Genomic DNA, 18,447 nt, shown 5'->3' with positions numbered 1-18,447 from the left:
GGCCAGCTAACTGACCACAAGACTCCCGCCTCTCCGTCACTTGCTGTTGGCGCTACGACCATCAAAAAAGAGGCAGTCTGGCTCGGATCCAGTCCCACCTGGCAGGCGGCATTGAGATTGATTTCATTGCAGCATCGCTCGACTGATCATAGTAGATAATCGAATCCATGCCGTCAGATAGGTCTCGCTCCGAAGCGGAATTCACGTAATAGGAAAAATATCGTTGCGCAAGTAACTTTCCCGTTTCATCGAGTAATTGAAATCTTATCTCGGTACCATTTTTGATATCTGCGCCACATAATTTGGCGAAATATTGTTTTCCATGAAAATTTTTCGATCCTCCGTTTAATTTTTTTGTGAAAAATTCGCAACGTCCGTAATTTGGCCTGTTCGTGTGAATGATCAGGCCGGTTATGAAGAAAATGATCAAGGCTAAACCGGCAAGTCTGATGACTCTAATCTGCATATTTCACCAAGTTCAAGATCGATTGGCTTTTTTAGCTTTAAGTAAACTGGCTTGGAATATATCATGAAATCTCCGCCTCGCTGGTGTTTATCCCGCCAGCGGCAATAGTCGGCGTTGTAGACTGGAAAATAGACGTCGGTTTCCTTGAATTTTCCAAACAAATTTTTTCGTGTGTCCACCGGTCTGTTTGTATTTTTTATCCAGATGTCGATGTCTGTGTCACGTTTTGGTGAGCCGGATTGCGAGAAAAGTGATCCTGGTGCGATAATTACCCCATATTTGTTCCAGTGTCCCAAATATTGTTGCCCGTTAAAAGAATAGTTGTCTTTGGCATATACGTAGATATGCGTGATTTTTGCGGTGACGTTGGAGCAATAGTGATTTTTGGATTTTTCATATCTGAAATATCTTTCGCTGGAGACTTCAACTTTGCCCAAGGCGGCGTATAGATTGAAATTGGCCAGTGCGCCGGTGAGGTCGGTCGGCGCGAGGTTTTCCAGCGTGTCCCAGTTGGATAACGACGTGAGTTGAAACTGCCAGTCGAGATGAAACTGGCGAATATCCGCCAGGAATGATCCCGTGCTGAAGCCGAGTTCGGCTTTCCTGTTTTCGGAAAACATCTTGTTGATGTGGTCGTAGATTTTCTTCTTTGCCAGATCGAGCGCTGAATTTTTATAAATATCTTTTGCAAGAAGATTTTCATATTTATTTCTGACACCGCGAAATTTCAGCACCCAGTCTAGAGTAACGATCGCATCGTCGAATGGCTGAGTTGATTTTGGGTCATCGTTGTAAGTGTGAGCGGGACTTGCAAACCAAACTCGTGCAAGTCTGGCTGAAATTTTCCAGCCTAGATTGTCCATTGCGACGGGTACATCTTGAAGATCGAAGGTTGGTGGATTTTCGCATACCTCGGCCTCTGGTTGTGTCAGGTTCTTTTCAATTTTTGGCTGAACAGCTTTCGGTTGCTGTTTAACCGGTGGCGTTTCACTTGATGCTGATTTGGAAACTTGTTGGGTGGGCGGTTTTTCACCCGGCGCAAGTCTTTCTATTGATACGGATTTTTGAGTGTCAAGAGGAATGCATCCTTGGGAGCCCGTGTATTCCTTTAGCTTGGATTCGAATAATCCTTTTTGTGGCTTATAGTAGGGAATTTTCTTTATGTGGACCATAAATATATCTGGCATATAGGGTTTTTGAGTTTTATATTTGCAGGCAACTTGTGTGTTGTCTGGCAGAAAACGATGTTGAAGTAGACCTGAAGTAGAGGTCTCTGACAATTATCATTGAGCGATTTGCTATGCGAGACGCTTATATAATTAAAAAATTGTTGCGAATGGTTAATTGAATCAATTTGAAGCTACGAAGCCGAGGAGTTAGATCAGGATCGAAGCTGACTTCTGAGCATTTGATTCTTCAGCAGATTTCCAGTGAAATCGAAGCAGCAACCAGCCCCAGCCCCGACGCACCAACATGCAGCAGATCCGCACCCCCACCTCCGCCTTTTCCTGGCCCGGTTGTCGGGCGGTCGTGTGAGAAAATCCGCTGTCTCTTAACGAAACGCTGGAGAAGCAGCAGATGTGGGTTCGAGCAGTAGCGGCGGCGCTGGCCGTATGGTGTGCGTCGGGTGCGGCGATGGCCGCGGGGTATGCGGAAACGTGGAATCCGCCGGAAGTCTCGGGGCATACGACGGTGCAGGCGGGGAAGGTGACGGTTGCCGGTGGATCCAAAACCAGCGGGGAGTCCGCGTCGAAGGTCGTTGGCGGTCACGCCAGTCACGCAGCAGTGTCGAAGACGGTATCGAGGGCGGCGTCGGGACATCGAGCGAGCGACCGGCGAGGCGTGTCGATCACGTCGGCGCGTAGCGGCAAAACGGCCGCCGCGCGCGGCGCGATGAAGAAGGTCGCCGCTAGCGGCAACGCAAAGGTTCATTCAACGAGCGGCGCGAAAAGCAGCGTCAACCTCAACACCCACGCAGCCGCCAAACCCAAATCCCGATCCCCGTCGAAAGCGAAGTCGAAAACGCCGCTAATGGTGCAGGGTAAAAAACCGCACGCGCAGATGGCCAAACTGAAACCGGTTCAAGGCAAGACCGCGCACGCCAATATGGCCCAACAACATCCGGCGCATTCGCATCCGGCGAAGGCGGCGGCACAATCCAGCGCGTCGAAACCGGCGGCATCGCAAGCGAGTGTGCCGGCTCAAGCCGCCAACGCCGACACGAATCAACCGGTGACGGCAAACGCATCCGCCGATCCTGCCACGGCCCGCAGCGGCTCCTTGCCACCCATCCTTCATTGAGCTCGAAGGCCGGGACCACGCTCCGTTCGCCTGGCCCGTGGCTTTTCCGGCCGGTTCGACCACGGGACGGCTGCCCGATGGTTAGCTAAGCGGCGCGCCGATCTTGCGGCGTGGCGTCCCACAGCCCGCCGGCGAACCCGGCATCCTCACCCCGCGCGCTTACGTTTGACCTTGCCGCCCGGCGTCCCCAGCGCCGTCCGTCCCAGTTCGACGATCCGTGCCGACAACTTCTCCAGCCGCGGCGACTGCACCTTCCACGCGTGCCAGTACAGCTCGACGTCGGTCGGCTGCTTCGGCGCCAGATCGACCAGTTCGCCGCGCTCGACGGCATCGCCGAATTCCAGCTCCGGCACCATCCCGTACGCGAGGCCGCGCTGGATCGCCATGTAGCGCGGCACCGGCGCGGGCACGTAGTGGCACGGATACGCCTCGGGCGGCAGGCCGAAGCACGTCTCCAGAAAGCGCGCCTGCAACGCATCCTTGCGCGACGACAGAATCACCGGCGCGCGCCGTGCGCTGTCGCGGGTCAACCCATCCGGAAACCATCGCTCGACGAACGCCGCCGACGCCACCAGCCGGTAGCGCATCGCGCCCAGCCGCTCGGCGAAGCAGCCGCGCATGGGCGCGGGTTCGGTCGTGATGCAGCCGATCGCGAGCCCCGAGGCGAGCAGCGCGTGCGTGTGGTCCTGATCGTCGACGGTCAGGTCCAGCAGCACGTTTTCCTGCAGCAGGATGTCGGAGAGCGCGGGGAAAAACCACGTGGACAACGTGTCCGCGTTGACGGCGGCAGCGACGCTCAGCAGCGCCTCGTTCGCACCCGCCAGATCGCTCGCGAAGTCATCTTCGAGCAACGCCGCGCGTCGCAGGTACTGCAGTAGACGCTGACCCATCTGCGTCGCCCGGCACGGCCGCGTGCGCACGATCAGCGGATTGCCGAGCCGCGTTTCGAGCGCCCGCACCCGCTGCGATACCGCCGACGACGTGATATTCAGCCGCACGGCAGCCTGCTCGAAGCTGCCGGTTTCGATGACGGCGCGAACGGCGGTGGTTTGTCGGGGGTCGAGGTCCACGGTTGCTCTGTCGAATGAGTGGGTTGTCCAAGCTTAGGCGGTCCGGGTGGTGGGATGAATGACCAACCGGCGAACCGGCGTTAACAAGCCCTAACCACCTTTAGCCAGCGGAGCCGGGTGCCGCCGCTCAAGCGGCGGGGGCGAATTTTATCCGCGCGGCGCCACCTTGAGCCGTTCGGCGGCTGAGTCGTTTTGTCACTGCAAGCCGTCACCCGTGGGCGCGGCTCGCTGCCTATGCCCGCTCGTCACTGCGAGGCGAGGCCGTTCGCCAGCAAACGCAGCGTTTCCATCGAACGCGGTTCGCGCACCCGCGAATGCAAGGTCACGCGCGATTGCGGCAGCGGCGGTAATCCCAGCCGGGGGCCGACATCGACGAGACCGCGCGGTGCGACCCGCCGCGCCAGCGGCGACACCGCCAATCCCGCCGCGATGGCCGCTCCGACCGCCGCGACGCCGCCGCCGACGAACACTTCCTGCCACCCGATCCCCGCGTCGTTCAGCGCACGCAACGCCACTTCGCGCACGTTGCACGGGGCACTGAGCAGTGCCAGCGGCAGCGGTTCGCCGACGCGCGGCAGCCATTCCGGCGTGGCCAGCCAGCCCAGCGGCTCGCTGAACAACGGTTCGGTGTCGTCGCGCGGCGGCTCGTCGGCGCCGTATCGGACGATCGCCGCATCGAGCCGGCGTTCGTCGAATTGCGCGAGCAGCGCGGTGGACGTGCCCATGTGCAGTTCGATCACCAGACCCGGATCGTGCGCGTTGAGCCGGTGCAGCAGTTGCGGCAGATCCGGCCCCGCGACATGTTCGCTGAGCCCGAGCACCAGCCGGCGCCGCTCGACCGACAACGCGCCCAGCGCGCGCTCATGCGCGTGCAGCAGGTCACGCGCGGCGCCGAGAAAGGCGTCGCCGTCGGCGGAAAGACGCACGACGCGCGGCGTGCGCTCCAGCAATTGCTTGCCGAGATGCGCTTCCAGCCGCTTGAGTTTGAGACTGACGGCCGACTGCGTTGTGTCGAGCGCGTCGGCCGCGCGCGTGAAGCTGCTCAGGTCGGCGACCAGCACGAACGCCCGGACGGCATCGAGATCGAGGACTTTCATTTCAGATGGAAATAGATGAAATAATCAGTTATGTCTGTTTATTATGATCGCATCCGCCTAATCTGTCTTTAACCCAACACGGTTAACCACAACGGAGGTTCATCATGCCGCTCACTCGAATCGCATTGCGCGCCGGCAAACCGGCGGAATACAAGAAGGCGCTGACGCAGGGCATCCAGCGCGCGCTGGTCGAAACCTGCAACGTGCCGAAAGACGACATCTTCATGTTGATCACCGAGCATGCCGCCGAAAACTTCGTGTACGACAACCAGTATCTGAACGTCGAGCGCAGCGACGATCTGGTGATCGTGCAGATCACCTTCAACAACACGCGCACGCTCGATCAGAAAAAGGCCTTGTACAAGCGGATGGCGGATGAGCTGGCGGCGTCGCCGGGGTTGCGACGGGAAGACGTGTTCATCAATCTCGTCGAAGTGCTCAAGGAGAACTGGTCGTTCGGCAATGGGCTCGCGCAATACGCGCTTTGAAAGCCGCACCTGAACGCCACGCTCGATCGTGGCATTCAGGCGCCGTCATTGCACGCTTGCGCTTGCGCTCAGGCGATCGTATCGACGACGCCGCCGTCCACGCGCAGCGCCGCGCCGGTCGTCGCCGAGGCTTGCGGCGAGCAGACGTACACGACCATGTTGGCCACTTCCTCGGTGCTCGCCGCGCGCTGGATGATCGAACTGGCGCGTTGCGCGCGCACGAATTCGGTGGCGACCTGTTCGACGGTTTTGCCCTGCTCCTTCGCGGTGTCTTCCACCATCGAGCGGAAACCGTCCGACAGCGTCGGCCCCGGCAGCACCGCATTCACCGTGACGCCACTGCCCGCCGCATGTTTGGCGATGCCGCGCGCAATGCTTAACTGCGCGGTCTTGGAGAAGCCGTAGGCCAGCATGTCGGGCGGAATATTCAACGCCGATTCCGACGAGACGAACACCACGCGACCCCATCGGCGTTCCATCATTCCCTTCAGATAGTGGCGCGTGAGGCGTACGCCCGACATCACGTTGACGTCGAAATAGCGGGACCAGTCGTCGTCGCCGGTGGAGAAGATGTCGCCGGGGCCGAATACGCCGAGGTTGTTCACCAGAATGTCCGCTTGCGGTATGGCTTTCGCGAGCGCGTCGCAACCCGCCTTATCGCCCAGGTCGCCGGCGAAGCCCTGCAACTGCGCATGCGGTGCGGTCTTCAGAATGGTTTCGATGGCGCGGTCCACCGCCTCCTGCTTGCGGCCATTGACGACGGTGCGCGCCCCCGACGCCGCGAGGCCCGTGGCGATGGCAAGGCCGATGCCGGCCGTGGAAGCGCTGACGATGGCGGTCTTGCCCGATAGATCGATGTTCACTGTGCTGCTCCTTGTCGAAGTTGCGGCGCCCGGCGCAATGCCGCCGGACCAGCCCGCGACGGAAAACATGAAGGTGGGTGATCGAGGTGATCCCAGTAATCGCAGTAATCGAAGCATTCGAGCAGAAAGTATTCCACGTTCGCGTCGCTATAATGATTCGCTGTCCTTGTCTCCCCTTTTCGAGCATTTCCCGCCATGACCACCGACCACACCGATCCCTCACACGAACCGCTGGAACTGGGCGGCTCCGTCTGGTTCCAGGCGGGCGCGCACACCCTCGGCGGCGCGTCGCGGATCGCGCTGCTCGCGGCGATCGGCGAAACCGGTTCGATCACGAATGCGGCGAAAGCCGTCGGCATGAGCTACAAGGGCGCGTGGGACGCGATCGATACGATGAACAACCTCGCCGGCGAGCCGTTGGTGGTGCGCCTGACCGGCGGCAAGGGCGGTGGCGGCACCACGCTCACGCCGCGCGCGGTCAAGCTGATCGAGACGTTCCGCGCGGTGGAGCGCGAGCATCGGCGGTTTCTGGAGCGGGCCGGCGCGGCCATCGAAGGTTTCGCGACCGATTGGGATCTGATCGGCCGCATCGGCGTGAAAACCAGCGCGCGCAATCAGCTTTACGGCACGGTGTCGGCAGTGACGCGCGGCGCCGTCAACGACGAAGTGTCGCTCGCGCTGCCTGGTGGCCATGAAATCGTCGCCGTGCTCACGCACGAAAGTACCGAGACGCTGGGGCTCGCGGTGGGGGCGGCGGCGTTTGCGCTGATCAAGGCGTCGTGGGTCGTGCTGCTGGTCGAGGACGAAGGCGGCGCGCCGCTCAGGATATCCGCGCGCAATCAGTTGCGCGGCACGGTGTCGAGCGTGAAGCGCGGGGCGGTCAGTGCGGAAGTGTCGTTGACGCTGGGAGGCGGCGCGGTCGTTACCGCCGTGGTGACCAACGACAGCGTCGATGCGCTGCGGCTCGCGGAGGGATCGACCGCTGTCGCGGCGTTCAAGGCGTCGAGCGTGATACTCGGTGTGAAGGATTGAGCGGCGCGCTTCGCGCTCATGACTCGCTGCGCACGTAGCCCGTGAACGGATGATTCTCGCGCACACAGCCGTCGCTGACCTGCACGACCTGATCGCCGAATGCGGCGACATCGTCGGGATCGTGCGTGATCAGCACCATCGGAATATCGAGCCGCGTTTGCAACTCCGACAACTCGTGCCGCATGCGCTGACGCAATGCGCTGTCGAGCGCGGAAAACGGTTCATCGAGCAATAACAGCCGAGGCTGCGCGACGAGCGCGCGCGCCAGCGCCACGCGCTGTTTCTGTCCACCAGAAAGCTGCGCCGGATGATTGCCGGCCACGCTCTTCAATTCCAGCGCATCGAGCCAGTAGTCGACCTGCGGATGCGCGAACCGCGCCCGCGGATTCAACCAGCCCTGCTGCAAACCGAAACCGATGTTCTGCCGCACGTTCAGATGCGGAAACAACGCGTAGTCCTGAAACAGATACGCGATCTTGCGTGCCTGCGGCTTCAGATCGATGTCGCGCGCGCTGTCGAAGAGCGCGGCGTCGTGCAGTGTGATCGCGCCTTCGTCGGGGCGCAGCAGGCCGGCAATCGCCTGCAGCGTCAGACTCTTGCCCGCGCCCGACGGCCCGAACAGCACGACGCGCGGCGTGCTCGCCTTGAAGGAGACGTCGAGCGTGAAACGGCGCTCGGCGCTCTGAAAAGTTTTGCGGATGTCGACGGCGAGCGGCATGTCAGCGGGACGACAACAAGGTGTGCTGCGGCACGAGGCGGCCCGCCAGCAACAGGATCACGACGCACGTCACCGAGGTCACGAGTACGAGGAAATTCGCGGTGCTGTCGTCGCCCGCCTGCACCGCCGAATAGACCGCGACCGACAGCGTCTGCGTGCGGCCCGGCAGATTGCCCGCGATCATCAACGTCGCGCCGAACTCGCCGAGCGCGCGGGCAAACGCGAGCAGACCGCCCGCCAAGATGCCGCGCGCCGCGAGCGGCAAGGTCACGCGAAAGAACAGCGCCGTCTCGCTGATGCCGAGCGTGCGCGCGGCCCGTTCGAGTTGCGGATCGACCGATTCGAATGCGGCGCGCGCCGATTTCAGCACGAGCGGAAACGCGACCACGGTCGATGCGATCACCGCGCCTTGCCAGGTGAACACCAGCTGAATGTCGAAGCGGTCGAGCCAACCGCCGATCACGCCGCGCCGGCCGAGCAGCACCAGCAGGTAATAGCCGAGCACGGTGGGCGGCAGGACGAGCGGCAGCATCAGCATCGAATCGATCACGTCGCGCGCGCCCGAGCGCCAGCGCGACAGGCCGAAGCCGGCCGCGACGCCGAACACCAGATTGAGCGCGGTGGCCCAGCCCGCCACTTTCAGCGACAGCAAGAGCGGAATCCAGGCCTGTTGCATGTGTGTGATGCCTTGTTGATGCGCTATCAGTGCGCTATTAATGCGCGGGCTTGAAGCCGTACTTCGCCAGCACGGCCTGGCCAGCCGGCGACAACACGAAGCCGATGAACGCCTGCGCATCGGCCGCATGACGGCTGCCCTCGACTTGCGCGATCGGGTAGGTGATCGGCGTTTGCGTCGGCACGTTCAGCGCGACCTTGACCTTGTCCGGCATGACGGCGGCGTCGGTGCTGAACACGAAGCCGGCATCGACTTCGCCACGCGACACGTAATCCAGGCTCTGACGCACGTTCGACGCCAGCACGGCCTTCGCGCTGACGGCATCCCACACGCCGGCGGCTTGCAGCGCGCCCTGCGCGTAGCGGCCGATCGGCACCGAGGCCGGATCGCCGTACGCCACCCGCTTCACGTTCGCCGACGCCAGTTCGGGCAACGCGGACGGCGCGAAATGACTATCCGTCGGCACGATCAGCACGAGCGAGTTGGCGGCGAAGTCCTTGCGCGTGGCGGGCACGATCACCTTTTCGGCGGCGGCCTTGTCCATCGCTTTCTGATCCGCGGACGCGAACACGTCGGCGGGTGCGCCCTTGGCGATCTGCTGCATCAGCACGTCGGAGGCGCCGAAGTTGAGCAGCACCTTGGTGCCCGGATGCTGCTGTTCGAACACTTCGCTGACAGCCTTGAAGGCGTTGGTCAGGCTGGCGGCGGCGGAGACCACCAGTTCGTCGGCGCGCGCGTTGGCGCTGATGACGAGGGAGACAGCGCTGGCGACAAACAGCGCGTGTTTCAGAAAGCGGCGGGACAGTGTCATGAAGGGTTCAGAGTCCGGCGCGGGCCGGAGCGCGAGGTTAAAACGCTATCGTAATATATGAAAGGTTATAACGGTAACCATGACGATTATTCAACGGCGCGCATAACGTGGGATGTGCAGCGGCTTCGCGCGCTGCCTTTGACGTCGCGTCGACGAATTGGCGGTGGCGAGTTAAAGCGGCTTGCGACGGCGCGGAAACAGGTTCTTCCTCGGTATGACTGGCCATACGCGGATAAACGCGCAAGCGCTCGTCGCGGCAATAGGCGCCCTGAGCGGGCCGTTTCGGCAGTGCCGAACGTCAGCGTCAAACGTCAGTGGCGCGTGACTGAGTGAGCGTATTGAGCGTTTGCGACAGCGGCGCAGTAGCCGGGCGCACGTCCCGCACCGCCCGCCATTTCGCGCGGATGAACGGCCGGTCGTGTCCGGACACCTTCAGCGCGATATGCGTGACCCAGCGTTGCGTCGGCACGTGCACGCCGTGCATCAGCAACGCGAGCACCATCAGACTGGCGGTGACGGGCAACGCCGACAGCCGGCCGGGCTCCGCGTGCCACGCCATGCGCACGAACATCAACGCGGTGAGCGCGCCGACCAGACAGCCGGTGATCGCTTCGGAAGGCGAGTGCGCACTCAGCACGACCCGCGACAAACCCACCGCGATCCCGGCAGCAAGTCCAAGCAGCACGCCGAGCAGACGGAAAGCCGGCCGGGCGGGCAGCAGCATCAGGAACAACGCGACCGGATAGACGGATGTCGACAACATCGCATGCCCGCTGACGCCGGTGAAATCCAGCTCGCGCACGCCGACGCCCCAGCCGAGAAACGCCAGCTTGGTGACGGTCGTCACGCCGATGGCCGCGCCCAGCAACAGCAGCCAGCCGGCCGCCATGCGCCACGAATAGCCGACCGCCAGCCACAACGCGATGGCGAACGCGAGCGGCAGCGTCATGCCGGCGGCGCCGAGGCTGGTGATCGAATACCACAGGTGAACGGGTAAATCGGGCATGGCAAAGGGAGCGACCCAGGCCGCGTAGAATCGGTTGGTAAGGAGTTAACGCGCGAGCGGCACGAAGCGCCGACCTGACGCAGGCTCGCACGTCAAATTGTTAACCGCCAGTATAAGGCGGGGAGTTCGGCCGGTTCTGCCGGACGCCGCGCACCACGCTTTCGGCTTGGGACGCAGGCGGTCGAACAGGCCTTGACGCGATTTGACGCCAGACTCCCGGCAAGGTTCGCCGGGTGGACAATTTGCCTCGGGATGGCAGACCGCGCGCACAGCGGGGCATGAGGAATGATGTTATTGTGCATTGCACAAAGACGCATCGTTCTACGGGCGAATCCTGCCCCTTTTTGCGAGGTTATCCGCCGATGGCAAAAAGTCTGTCGAAAATCTGGCTACGCGGGTTGAAGCGATTGCTTGCGATCCAGTCCGAATCCCTGACCAAAACCGCGAAGACCGCCAAACGTACGTCCACGCGGCCAACGCGCACCGCCACCAGCAAGCCGTCCGCGAAAGTGCGCCCGCTCAAGGCGGCAGCCGCGCTGCGCACCCCGGCGAAGCGGGAAGCGCCGCGTCCCGCTGCGCGCGAATCGCGCGTGCGGCCGCGCGCATCGGCGTGGGCGAGCGGCTCGTGGACGCGTTCGTTTCACTCGGCGCCCGCGGCGCCGGGGCGGCTCGTCAACCATCTCCAGTACGGTTTGTACATCCCGTCGGGCCATGCGCTGGAAGCCATGCCGCTTGTCGTGATGCTGCACGGCTGTACCCAGTCGATCGATGAATTCGCGGAAGGCACGCGCATGAACGTGCTCGCCGACCGCTTCGGCTTTGCGGTGGTGTATCCCGAGCAATCGAAGCACGCGCATTCGCACCGCTGCTGGCACTGGTACGACGCCGGCGAGAGCGCGGGCGGCGCCGAAGCGCGCGCCGTGGTCTCGCTGGTGGATGCGCTTGTCGCGGAACATGGCTTCGACAGCGAACGCGTGTACGCGGCCGGCATCTCGGCCGGTGCGGGGCTGACCGCGCTGCTGGCCGTCCACTATCCCGAGCATTTCGCGGCGGTGGCGCTGCATTCCGGCCCCGCATTCGGCGAAGCGCGCACCGGCATTACCGCGATGGACGTGATGCGGCGCGGCGCGCGCGGCGAGCCGGCGCAGCTTGTCGACCAACTGGTCGACGTCGCGCATTACCCCGGCATGCCGGCGATCATCGTCCACGGCGATGCCGACCACGTCGTCTCGCCGGTCAACGCCGATCAACTGGCGGAGGAATTCCTGCGCCTGAACCGTATCGTCGATGCCGATGGCACGCGCAAATCTGGCGAGGTGCGCGAGGAGCGCAAAGGCGGCGTGGTGATGCGCGATTTCGTGCGCGGTGGACGGCGAGTGGTTCGGCTGTGCCGCGTGCAAGGGCTGGGTCACGCATGGAGTGGCGGCGATGACGCCGTTCCGTTCCATTCCGCCAAAGGTCCTGACGCTAGCGCCATGATCTGGGAATTTTTCAAGCATCAACGCCGTACGGGAGCCGGCCAGATCGCTGCAAATCCTTCCAGGGCGGCCGCAGCGGGCGCACGGTGACATCGGAACAACACTTCGAAAATGAGTCGTAGCGCGTCAATAGGGTTTTCCCTATAATACGGGTTATCCCTTAGGCGTTAACGCCTAGCACTCATTGTTGAGGTCGACCATGTACCTGCTTAGCCGCCTGTTCCTGTTTCTGACGAAATCGCCCGAGCAACTCGCGAAAGAACGCGCTGACGCTTTCCTCGCCGAAGCCACCGATCTTTACGATCTCGAATTCCGCATGCGCAAGCTGGATCGCGAAGCAAACCCGCGCCAACCGTCGTGGATGAGCCAGCAGTACTAAGCTGCTTCAGGTTTGTTTTTCGCATCGGCGGGTAGTGAGACGCCGGTGTTCGGGTGAGGCGCCAAAACCGAAGCTGGCAGAAAGTCTGCGCGGTTTAAACCACCGGATTCATTTGCCATAGCGCGTGATTCAGTACCGCGGCGAATGCCACCCACGCCACATAGGGCACCAGCATCATGCCCGCCCAGCGGTCCCGTCGCCAGAAGACGCACGTCAGCGCGACGATCAAGACCAGCAGCACCACAATATCGACCAGCGCCACGCCGGGTCGATGCAGGCCAAAGAAGAGCCACATCCACGCTGCGTTGAACGGCAGTTGAACCGCCCATAAGACGATCCCTGCTCTTAGGCCGTCGCGTTTCCACACGCGCCATGCAGCGACCGACATCAGCACATACAGTAACGACCATGCCGGCGGAAACACCCAATCCGGCGGATTGAACGCGGGTTTATGCAGCGCGACGTACCACGCGTCCGGCAAGAACCGGCTCGCGACGAACCCTGTCGCCAGTGTCAAAGCCAGAAATACGATCAGCGACGGCAATCGGCGCATGCTTGTTTTCCTCTCTTTCAATTCGACTGAAACGGCGTTCGTCCAGCTCGATCCACGTGCTCCGTCCCGTGCAACGTAAGCAGGCACTCACTTGCCAAAGCGAGCCAGCGTGCGTTCCCGCGCTTCGGCGTGATCGACGATCGGTTCCGGATAATCCTTGCCGAGCACTACCCCAAACGCCGCAAGCTGCTCCGCCCCAGCCTTCCACGGCGCATGAATCCACTTCGACGGCAGCTTTGCCAGCTGCGGTAGATAGCGTTTGATAAAGCGCCCGTCCGAATCGAATTTTTCCGATTGCGTGATCGGATTGAAGATCCGGAAGTAGGGCTGCGCATCGCATCCCGTCGATGCCGCCCATTGCCAGCCGCCGTTATTCGCCGAGAAATCGAAGTCGTTCAACTGCTCCGCGAAATACGCTTCGCCAAGCCGCCAGTCGACGCCGAGATCCTTCACGAGGAAGCTCGCCGCCACCATCCGCAGACGGTTGTGCATGTAGCCGGTCGAGTTGATCTGCAGCATCGCGGCGTCGACCAGCGGATAGCCGGTGCGGCCTTCGCACCAGGCAGCGAAAGCCTCCTCGGCGGCCGGCCCTTTTTCCCAGCGCAGCCGGTCGTATTCTTCCTTGAACGACACGCCCTTCGCCAGACGGGGGTTGTGCGCCAGAATCATGAAGTAGAAATCCCGCCAGATCAGCTCGGATAGCCATGTGGCCGAGCCTTGTCCGTCGGGTTGCAACGACATCTCCTGGGCGAGCCGCGCCAGCGTGCGGATCGAGACAGTCCCGAAACGCAGATGCACCGACAGATAGCTCGGGCCCTTCGCGGCGGGAAAATCGCGGCGGTCGGCGTAACTGTCGATGCGGCTCATGAAGTCGTCGAGCAGGCTCTGCGCGCCGCTCATGCCGGTAGGGATCGCCAGTTCGGCGAGGTTGCTGGGCGCGAAGCCGAGCTGCTTGAGCGACGGCAGCTTGCGGTGCAGTTTGGCCGGCGTCGGCGCCAGATGATCCGCGTACTTTTCCACCGGATACGGTTTCAGGTCGAACGCCGTCACCTCTTTGAGCCAGGCGTTCTTGTACGGCGTGAACACGGTGAAGGGTTTGCGCTGGCCGGTCAGTATTTCGTCGCGCTCGAAAATCACCTGATCCTTGAACGTCAGCCATTGGCGTTCGGCGTCTTCGAGCCGCTCACGCACGGTTTCGTCGCGGTCGATCGCGACCGGCTCGTAATCGTGATTCGTAAAGACCGCGTCGACCCCCAGCTCATCTGCGAGCTTCGGCACGAGTTCGGCCGGATCGCCATACAACACGATCAGGCCGCCGCCCTGTGCGCTCAAGGCCTCGTCGAGTTCGTGCAGCGCGCCCAGAATGAATTCGATGCGGCGATCCTGCGTCTGCGTATCCGGATGACGCTTTTGCCAAAGCTCGTGCAGCGGCTGAAGAATCGTCGTATCGAACACGAACACGCACCAGACGCGCTCGCAATGTTTGAGCGCGTAGTAGAGCGCCGCGTTGTCCGTGTTGCGCAGGTCGCGGCGGAACCAGACCAGACCGGTGTCGAAGGAATCGTTCAGTCGTCGGGCGCGTGTCATGGGCAGCGAGAGTCGGTGAAGGGTTGCGTGGATGCGCGATCGCCGGCGCTCACGGATTGGATCGGTATCGCATGTTACGTGCCGCGTCCGTCAACGGCACAGCGCCCGTTCCTATTGTGCAGGGAACGGGCGCTGTTTGATCCGGCGCGGTCCGAGGCGCCGCTTCGAGCGATGCTTCGGCGATCAGCGAGGTCGCAGCTTACGCGACTTGCAGGCGAACCGCGACGTTGTTGCGCGTGGCGTTCGAGTACGGGCAAACCTGATGCGCGGTGTCGACCAGTTCCTTGGCAGCCGCCGCGTCCAGACCCGGCAGGGAGATGTGCAGGTCGATGTCGAGCGCGAAGCCGCCCTTGTCGTTCGGGCCGATGCCGACTTCAGCCGTGACTTGCGTGTCTGCCGGCAGAGTCTGCTTCTTCTGACCCGCGACGAATTTCATCGCGCTCAGGAAGCAGGCCGAATAGCCGGCCGCGAACAGTTGTTCCGGGTTCGTGCCCGCCGCGCCGTTGCCGCCCAATTCACGCGGTGCTGCCAGCTTGACGTCCAGTGCGTTGTCCGACGAAACTGCGCGGCCGTCACGGCCGCCGGTGCTCGTTGCGCTTGCTTTGTAGAGGATGTTCATGATGTTGCTCCGTGGTTTGGATGATCGGGGTTTGCATACTTGCCGCGGCTTGCTGGCCCGCCTTTTTGGCGGAGCGCTGTGGAAGCGGCATGTGATAAAGATAGTACACAAATCATTTGCGTGCAAATGAAATTTTGAATCGAGTCGATAGCGAGCCCGGCGCGTCGAGCCGGCTTAGTGATCCATGTAGTCGTTGAGCGTGGTCCGCAGGCGTGTCAGATCGTCACGCAGCCGCAGCAGAAACTCCGGCGTTTGCTGGGTCGCACAGAAGATTTCGGCGGGCACTTCGCGCGCCTGGCGTTTCAAAGCCGTGCCGGCTTTGGTCAGGCGGATGTACACCAGCCGTTCATCGTCGATACCGCGTACGCGTTCCAGCAGACCTTGCGTCTCGAGGCGCTTGAGTAGCGGCGTGACCGTCGCGGAATCGAGATTCAGACGCGCGGCCATGTCCTTGACCGTCACGTCGTCGCTCTCCCACAGCACCAGCATCGCCAGATACTGCGGGTAGGTGAGGCCGAGTTTGTCGAGCAGCGGCTTGTACGCTTTCGTCATGGCAAGCGACGTCGAATAAAGCGCGAAGCAGAGTTGCTCGTCGAGCGTGAAGGGTAAGGCGGGGCGCTGGGTCATGATGCATCTCACGGGAAATTGCGTGCAAATCGATCGCACGCAAATCATTGTGCCGCAAAACGATGCAGGATGACGAGAGGGAAGGGGGTGGCGGGCGCCGTGAGCGCGCCCGCGATTGTGTGGCCTTCAGTTCGAATGAGGCCCGCGTGGGACAAACGCCCCGCGGGCGTACTGCATGGACCGCGCTTGCGTCAGACCCGCGCTCAGGCGGCCGGCGTGGTCGGCAGGTCCGGCGCCTCGGGCGCCTGCACGCCGAAGCAGCCGCGGTATGTCGCGTAGAACGAGCAATACAGCATGGTGATGACGATCATCGTCGCGGGCATCAGCACGGCGAACGCGAAGTCGGTCGCGCCCAGCGCCTGCATCAGCAAGGACAGGCCGAACGACACCGTCGTCGAGGTCGCGAACCACAGCGCGCCGAACACGATGAACGCGCCGCGATTGCGCCAGCAACTGACGATGCTGAAGAACATGGCCTTGACCGGCGGCACGTCGTGCCACGCGGTGAGGATCGGCGAGAACCAGAAGATCATCGCCACTGGAATGTAGAAAGCGAACGCGGTGAGAAACGCGAGCGGGATATTGCTGTTCTGGATTGCGTCCTGATCCATCGCGGCGGTGCCGAGCATGACCTTCAGCAGCATGCCGCCGTCGGCGAGCGCAGAACCGGCGAGCACCAGCGCCATCGCGACGACGTACAGCACGCCGAGGACCAGCAACCGTCTCGCGACCACCGGGCCATACGAATGAAAACCGTCCACCAGGATGGTCGGAAACACCGGTTTGCCGGCGATCGTATTACGGCACGCCGCCATGAAACCGACCGCGACGCCCGGAATGAAGGCCAGCGGCAACACGCCGCCGATCACCGGAATCTGCGCGAGCAGCGTCATCACCAGCAGATAGGTGAAGAAGAGCGTCAGAAACGCGAGCGGGTTCTTGCGGAACAGCCAGATACCCTGCCGGAACCATACGTAACCGGTTTTCGCGGGAACTTCGATCAGTTGCATGAGCTATGAATGCCTGGGAGTGCAACGCCGGAAAGGCGTTCGCGCAAAATGCGCTCGAAATGGCCGGGATCGTGCGGAGTCAACATCTCTGCCGCGCGCGGCAAATGAAAATCATACAGGCGCGAGACCCAGAAACGGTACGCGCCGGCGCGCAGCATGTCGCCCCAATGGCGATTTTCTTCGACGGTGAACGGCCGCACGGTTTGATACGCGCGCAGCAGCGCCTCGGTGCGGGCATCGTCCAGCTTGCCGGTGGCGAGGTCGACGCACCAGTCGTTGACGGTGACGGCGACGTCGAACAGCCACTTGTCGCAGCCGGCGAAATAGAAATCGAAGAAGCCGCCGAGGCGCACCTCATGCCCCGTCTCCGGCGCGGCGTGGGCGAACATCGCGTTGTCGCGGAACAGATCGGCATGGCACGGGCCCGCAGGCAGCGCGGCGTAGTCGGCCGATGCGAAGAAGGCTTCCTGGTACGCCAGTTCGGACGCCAGCAGGTCGCGCTGCTCGCCTTGCAGAAACGGCAGCACTCTCGGCACGGTTTCGCGCCACCACGGCAGGCTGCGCAGATTCGGCTGATAACGCGGATAGTCGCGCCCCGCGAGGTGCAGGCGCGCCAGCATCTGTCCGACTTCGACGCAGTGCTCGACTTTCGGCGACATTTCCGGCGCGCCTTCCAGCTTGGTGACGATAGCCGCCGGCTTGCCGCTTAGGGTGCCGAACAGCGAACCGTCGTGGCGCGGCATCGGGTCCGGTACCGGTACGCGGTGCGCGGCCAGATGCTGCATCAGGTCGAGATAGAACGGCAGTTGTTCGGCCGTCAGCTTTTCGAAAATCGTGAGGACGTATTCGCCGCGCGTCGTCGTCAGAAAGAAGTTGCTGTTTTCAATACCGGACGAGATGCCGCGCAACTCGACGACATCGCCGAGATCGTAGTGGGACATCCATTCTGTGAGTTGGGGTTCGGTGACAGCGGTGAAGACAGCCATGCGGGAAATGTCGATCAGGTTGGTCGGGCTGGCGCAAGACGGCCAGTGCGAGATGTGGCGGGTAGGACGTGGTGTCGAACGCCGGGTCGATGGGCATCGAAAAACTTACGCGGTCTTACCGCGTTGGATCTTCCCTGCGCAGTCCGCCTCGTAAGCGGACTGACCGGCCCTTTCTTTCGGCTGTATCGCGCGACGACTTGTGGGGTCCGCGGCCCAACGGTCCGGTCAGGATCGCCAGGCCGTCATGCATCAGTCAATCAGTAGGTCAAATGCACGGACGGCAAGCGCGTGCTGGCCTGACCGTTGTCGCGCACCTTCGGCGACGTGTCGAGCGGCGCGCTCATCTGATAGCGCGTGCCGAGATTCGAATGCACGTTGATCTCGACGGGCTTGCCTTTGTCGCGGTATTCGGTGATTTCGGTGCCGTTAGGGCTCTTTTCGTAGAAGCTCGGCGTGCGCGGCACGTTGATTTCAACCTTCGAACTGACCTCGGCGGCCGGGCGATTGATCTTCTCCAGGTCGGGCAGGCCGGCGCGTTCATTGGCCGACTGAGGTGCACCGGGGGGCGGAGTGTCATCGACAGGCTGGGCAGCCATCGCGGCGTTGCCAAAGGCGAGGGCCAGTGCAACGGCGACGGGAAGGAGCGGCTTCATGGTGATTCTCCAATAAGGTGGCCCGAT

Annotated in this window: 20 protein-coding genes; 5 read left to right on the top strand and 15 right to left on the bottom strand. The window is 62.2% G+C overall.

Features of this window, described 5'->3' with window-relative positions; translation table 11 throughout:
• Positions 1–432: 432 nt before the first annotated feature.
• On the bottom strand, positions 433–1,746 hold the full coding sequence (locus LFL96_RS26345; RefSeq protein ID WP_281003634.1) for a DUF6402 family protein: 1,314 nt from the start codon (positions 1,744–1,746) through the stop codon (positions 433–435).
• Positions 1,747–2,044: 298 nt separating this feature from the next.
• Between LFL96_RS26345 and LFL96_RS26340 the strand changes: the two genes are divergently transcribed.
• Positions 2,045–2,767 (top strand): hypothetical protein, encoded by a 723-nt coding sequence (locus LFL96_RS26340; protein ID WP_281003633.1) that lies wholly within the window; start codon positions 2,045–2,047, stop codon positions 2,765–2,767.
• Positions 2,768–2,913: 146 nt separating this feature from the next.
• Here the strand turns inward: LFL96_RS26340 and LFL96_RS26335 are convergent, their stop codons facing one another.
• Positions 2,914–3,837: an HTH-type transcriptional regulator ArgP gene (locus LFL96_RS26335; RefSeq protein ID WP_281003632.1), complete on the bottom strand. Its 924-nt coding sequence runs from the start codon at positions 3,835–3,837 to the stop codon at positions 2,914–2,916.
• A 245-nt stretch (positions 3,838–4,082) separates the two neighbouring features.
• A complete protein-coding gene (locus tag LFL96_RS26330) occupies positions 4,083–4,934 on the bottom strand; it encodes a LysR substrate-binding domain-containing protein (protein ID WP_281003631.1) in 852 nt (283 codons plus the stop codon).
• A gap of 104 nt (positions 4,935–5,038) precedes the next feature.
• Here LFL96_RS26330 and LFL96_RS26325 point away from each other — a divergent pair, with 104 nt between their 5' ends.
• Complete coding sequence (locus LFL96_RS26325) at positions 5,039–5,422, top strand: tautomerase family protein (protein WP_281003630.1); 384 nt, start codon at positions 5,039–5,041, stop codon at positions 5,420–5,422.
• Positions 5,423–5,490: 68 nt separating this feature from the next.
• Here LFL96_RS26325 and LFL96_RS26320 read toward each other — a convergent pair whose 3' ends face one another.
• Positions 5,491–6,285 carry an SDR family oxidoreductase gene (locus tag LFL96_RS26320; RefSeq protein ID WP_281003629.1) on the bottom strand — a complete coding sequence of 265 codons (795 nt, stop codon included), beginning with the start codon at positions 6,283–6,285 and terminating at the stop codon, positions 5,491–5,493.
• A gap of 195 nt (positions 6,286–6,480) precedes the next feature.
• On the opposite strand from LFL96_RS26320, the gene LFL96_RS26315 reads away from it, so the two are divergent.
• Positions 6,481–7,317: a TOBE domain-containing protein gene (locus tag LFL96_RS26315; protein ID WP_281003628.1), complete on the top strand. Its 837-nt coding sequence runs from the start codon at positions 6,481–6,483 to the stop codon at positions 7,315–7,317.
• A 16-nt stretch (positions 7,318–7,333) separates the two neighbouring features.
• Here LFL96_RS26315 and LFL96_RS26310 read toward each other — a convergent pair whose 3' ends face one another.
• From LFL96_RS26310 to LFL96_RS26295, 4 genes are all read right to left on the bottom strand, one after another.
• The gene (locus LFL96_RS26310) at positions 7,334–8,035 is read right to left on the bottom strand and encodes an ATP-binding cassette domain-containing protein (RefSeq protein ID WP_281003627.1); all 702 of its coding nucleotides are present in this window, start codon (positions 8,033–8,035) and stop codon (positions 7,334–7,336) included.
• Between the two features lies 1 nt (position 8,036).
• The gene (modB, locus tag LFL96_RS26305) at positions 8,037–8,711 is read right to left on the bottom strand and encodes a molybdate ABC transporter permease subunit (RefSeq protein ID WP_281003626.1); all 675 of its coding nucleotides are present in this window, start codon (positions 8,709–8,711) and stop codon (positions 8,037–8,039) included.
• Positions 8,712–8,748: 37 nt separating this feature from the next.
• Positions 8,749–9,522: a molybdate ABC transporter substrate-binding protein gene (gene modA / locus LFL96_RS26300; RefSeq protein WP_281003625.1), complete on the bottom strand. Its 774-nt coding sequence runs from the start codon at positions 9,520–9,522 to the stop codon at positions 8,749–8,751.
• Between the two features lie 304 nt (positions 9,523–9,826).
• Entirely contained in the window at positions 9,827–10,528 is a 702-nt protein-coding gene (locus LFL96_RS26295; protein WP_281003624.1) for a phosphatase PAP2 family protein, read from the bottom strand.
• A 362-nt stretch (positions 10,529–10,890) separates the two neighbouring features.
• Here LFL96_RS26295 and LFL96_RS26290 point away from each other — a divergent pair, with 362 nt between their 5' ends.
• Positions 10,891–12,096, top strand: a complete 1,206-nt coding sequence (locus LFL96_RS26290) for a PHB depolymerase family esterase (protein WP_281003623.1) — start codon at positions 10,891–10,893, stop codon at positions 12,094–12,096.
• A 109-nt stretch (positions 12,097–12,205) separates the two neighbouring features.
• Positions 12,206–12,385: a DUF3563 family protein gene (locus tag LFL96_RS26285; RefSeq protein WP_281003622.1), complete on the top strand. Its 180-nt coding sequence runs from the start codon at positions 12,206–12,208 to the stop codon at positions 12,383–12,385.
• Between the two features lie 94 nt (positions 12,386–12,479).
• Here LFL96_RS26285 and LFL96_RS26280 read toward each other — a convergent pair whose 3' ends face one another.
• From LFL96_RS26280 to LFL96_RS26250, 7 genes are all read right to left on the bottom strand, one after another.
• A complete protein-coding gene (locus LFL96_RS26280; RefSeq protein ID WP_281003866.1) occupies positions 12,480–12,938 on the bottom strand; it encodes a TspO/MBR family protein in 459 nt (152 codons plus the stop codon).
• 87 nt (positions 12,939–13,025) lie between these two features.
• Positions 13,026–14,525: a deoxyribodipyrimidine photo-lyase gene (locus tag LFL96_RS26275; protein ID WP_281003621.1), complete on the bottom strand. Its 1,500-nt coding sequence runs from the start codon at positions 14,523–14,525 to the stop codon at positions 13,026–13,028.
• Between the two features lie 199 nt (positions 14,526–14,724).
• On the bottom strand, positions 14,725–15,144 hold the full coding sequence (locus LFL96_RS26270) for an organic hydroperoxide resistance protein (protein ID WP_281003620.1): 420 nt from the start codon (positions 15,142–15,144) through the stop codon (positions 14,725–14,727).
• 174 nt (positions 15,145–15,318) lie between these two features.
• On the bottom strand, positions 15,319–15,771 hold the full coding sequence (locus LFL96_RS26265; RefSeq protein WP_281003619.1) for a MarR family transcriptional regulator: 453 nt from the start codon (positions 15,769–15,771) through the stop codon (positions 15,319–15,321).
• A gap of 203 nt (positions 15,772–15,974) precedes the next feature.
• Positions 15,975–16,781 carry a BPSS1780 family membrane protein gene (locus tag LFL96_RS26260; RefSeq protein WP_281003618.1) on the bottom strand — a complete coding sequence of 269 codons (807 nt, stop codon included), beginning with the start codon at positions 16,779–16,781 and terminating at the stop codon, positions 15,975–15,977.
• Positions 16,772–17,767: a homoserine kinase gene (locus LFL96_RS26255; RefSeq protein WP_281003617.1), complete on the bottom strand. Its 996-nt coding sequence runs from the start codon at positions 17,765–17,767 to the stop codon at positions 16,772–16,774. Before LFL96_RS26255 ends, LFL96_RS26260 begins: the two co-directional genes overlap by 10 nt.
• A 257-nt stretch (positions 17,768–18,024) precedes the next feature.
• Positions 18,025–18,420 (bottom strand): hypothetical protein, encoded by a 396-nt coding sequence (locus LFL96_RS26250; protein ID WP_281003616.1) that lies wholly within the window; start codon positions 18,418–18,420, stop codon positions 18,025–18,027.
• Between the last annotated feature and the right edge of the window lie 27 nt (positions 18,421–18,447).

It is taken from the genome of Paraburkholderia sp. D15 (assembly GCF_029910215.1).
Classification (GTDB): Bacteria; Pseudomonadota; Gammaproteobacteria; order Burkholderiales; family Burkholderiaceae; genus Paraburkholderia.
The sequence above is the reverse complement of the archived record's forward strand: the minus strand, read 5'-3'. Positions and strand labels throughout refer to the sequence as shown.

Coding starts and splice junctions, on each gene's coding strand:
- LFL96_RS26330 (WP_281003631.1), bottom strand. CDS start 4,934: ATGAAAGTCCTCGATCTCGATGCCGTCCGGGCGTTCGTGCTGGTCGCC.
- LFL96_RS26315 (WP_281003628.1), top strand. CDS start 6,481: ATGACCACCGACCACACCGATCCCTCACACGAACCGCTGGAACTGGGC.
- LFL96_RS26340 (WP_281003633.1), top strand. CDS start 2,045: ATGTGGGTTCGAGCAGTAGCGGCGGCGCTGGCCGTATGGTGTGCGTCG.
- LFL96_RS26275 (WP_281003621.1), bottom strand. CDS start 14,525: ATGACACGCGCCCGACGACTGAACGATTCCTTCGACACCGGTCTGGTC.
- LFL96_RS26285 (WP_281003622.1), top strand. CDS start 12,206: ATGTACCTGCTTAGCCGCCTGTTCCTGTTTCTGACGAAATCGCCCGAG.
- LFL96_RS26255 (WP_281003617.1), bottom strand. CDS start 17,767: ATGGCTGTCTTCACCGCTGTCACCGAACCCCAACTCACAGAATGGATG.
- modA (WP_281003625.1), bottom strand. CDS start 9,522: ATGACACTGTCCCGCCGCTTTCTGAAACACGCGCTGTTTGTCGCCAGC.
- LFL96_RS26325 (WP_281003630.1), top strand. CDS start 5,039: ATGCCGCTCACTCGAATCGCATTGCGCGCCGGCAAACCGGCGGAATAC.
- LFL96_RS26280 (WP_281003866.1), bottom strand. CDS start 12,938: ATGCGCCGATTGCCGTCGCTGATCGTATTTCTGGCTTTGACACTGGCG.
- LFL96_RS26310 (WP_281003627.1), bottom strand. CDS start 8,035: ATGCCGCTCGCCGTCGACATCCGCAAAACTTTTCAGAGCGCCGAGCGC.
- modB (WP_281003626.1), bottom strand. CDS start 8,711: ATGCAACAGGCCTGGATTCCGCTCTTGCTGTCGCTGAAAGTGGCGGGC.
- LFL96_RS26295 (WP_281003624.1), bottom strand. CDS start 10,528: ATGCCCGATTTACCCGTTCACCTGTGGTATTCGATCACCAGCCTCGGC.
- LFL96_RS26265 (WP_281003619.1), bottom strand. CDS start 15,771: ATGACCCAGCGCCCCGCCTTACCCTTCACGCTCGACGAGCAACTCTGC.
- LFL96_RS26250 (WP_281003616.1), bottom strand. CDS start 18,420: ATGAAGCCGCTCCTTCCCGTCGCCGTTGCACTGGCCCTCGCCTTTGGC.
- LFL96_RS26290 (WP_281003623.1), top strand. CDS start 10,891: ATGGCAAAAAGTCTGTCGAAAATCTGGCTACGCGGGTTGAAGCGATTG.
- LFL96_RS26270 (WP_281003620.1), bottom strand. CDS start 15,144: ATGAACATCCTCTACAAAGCAAGCGCAACGAGCACCGGCGGCCGTGAC.
- LFL96_RS26260 (WP_281003618.1), bottom strand. CDS start 16,781: ATGCAACTGATCGAAGTTCCCGCGAAAACCGGTTACGTATGGTTCCGG.